The following is a 956-nucleotide window of genomic DNA, read 5'->3' on the forward strand; positions in this document are numbered from 1 at the left end:
GCCCCCGAGCGTGGCGCGGGTGGCGGCGCGCAACCGGCTGTCCGCCGACCTGCTCGCCGCCCTTCTCACCGTCGATGGTCGCTCCCGCGCGACTCTCGACGACATGGAGCGCGCTGACGCTCTCGCGGACGCCCTGCTCGCCCGCCGCCGCCAGCGCGCCACCCCGCACCGCTCCGACCTCGCAGCCGTCGGCCGGCGCGGCTGACCCACGTGTCCTAGCGGCACCTCGTGGATCAAGGTCGCCAGTCAGGCTTCATGATCCATGTCGGGTTGGCATCCCGAAGGATCGGAAGGGGACGGGCCCATCGACGGACACCTCGCGGACACCGCCCGGCGGGCAGAAGCCCTCGGTCGTTCGCGGGGCGATGTGGCCAGCAAGATTCATGCCGCGGTCGACGCCACGCACAGCCGGCGGCAGCGGGTGGCAACGGGCGGACGAAGAGACCGATGAGTGCCCGCAGCCGGCCAAGACCACCCCTACGAGAATCCCTCTAGTCTCACCACACGGACAGAGCGGACATCACGTTGGACGAGGCAATCAGGGCGGCGTCCGAATCGAAGATCCACGAGGAGTCGCGTACTCCTCCGCCGGGGGATCCGCTCATGCCGGCGCGCTGGAGCGCGCTGGAGCGCGCTGGAGCGCGCTGGAGGGTGAACGGAGGCCAGCTCATGGCCTTGCGGGGTGCGGTGTCTGGTTCGCGTCCTTGATGGGGCTTCGGCGGGCTGCTGCGTGGTTGCTCTGAGGGGTTTGGTGGCTGGTCTGCCCGGGTGGTGGGGCCGGCTGTGCTGTGCGGTGCCTCGATCTGGCGGGCGCTGACCGACGGGCGGCGCCGCACTCGCGTGTCCTGTCAGCCACGCTCCGTCCTTGACAATCGGAGTCCCGGTTCTGTATCTCTTAACATGAAGAGTAATTCCGCTTCCGCTTGCGCTGTTCTGGGAGGCTCCATGATCGTCGT

The 956-nt window shown here is 69.2% G+C and carries 1 pseudogene; it reads left to right on the forward strand.

Annotated features, from left to right (window positions below):
- A pseudogene (locus MXD58_RS25625) lies at positions 1-205 on the forward strand (hypothetical protein); the annotation flags it as partial.
- Positions 206-956 lie beyond the last annotated feature (751 nt).

Origin of the sequence: Frankia sp. AgKG'84/4, assembly GCF_023242965.2 — a bacterium.
Taxonomy (GTDB): Bacteria; Actinomycetota; Actinomycetes; order Frankiales; family Frankiaceae; genus Frankia.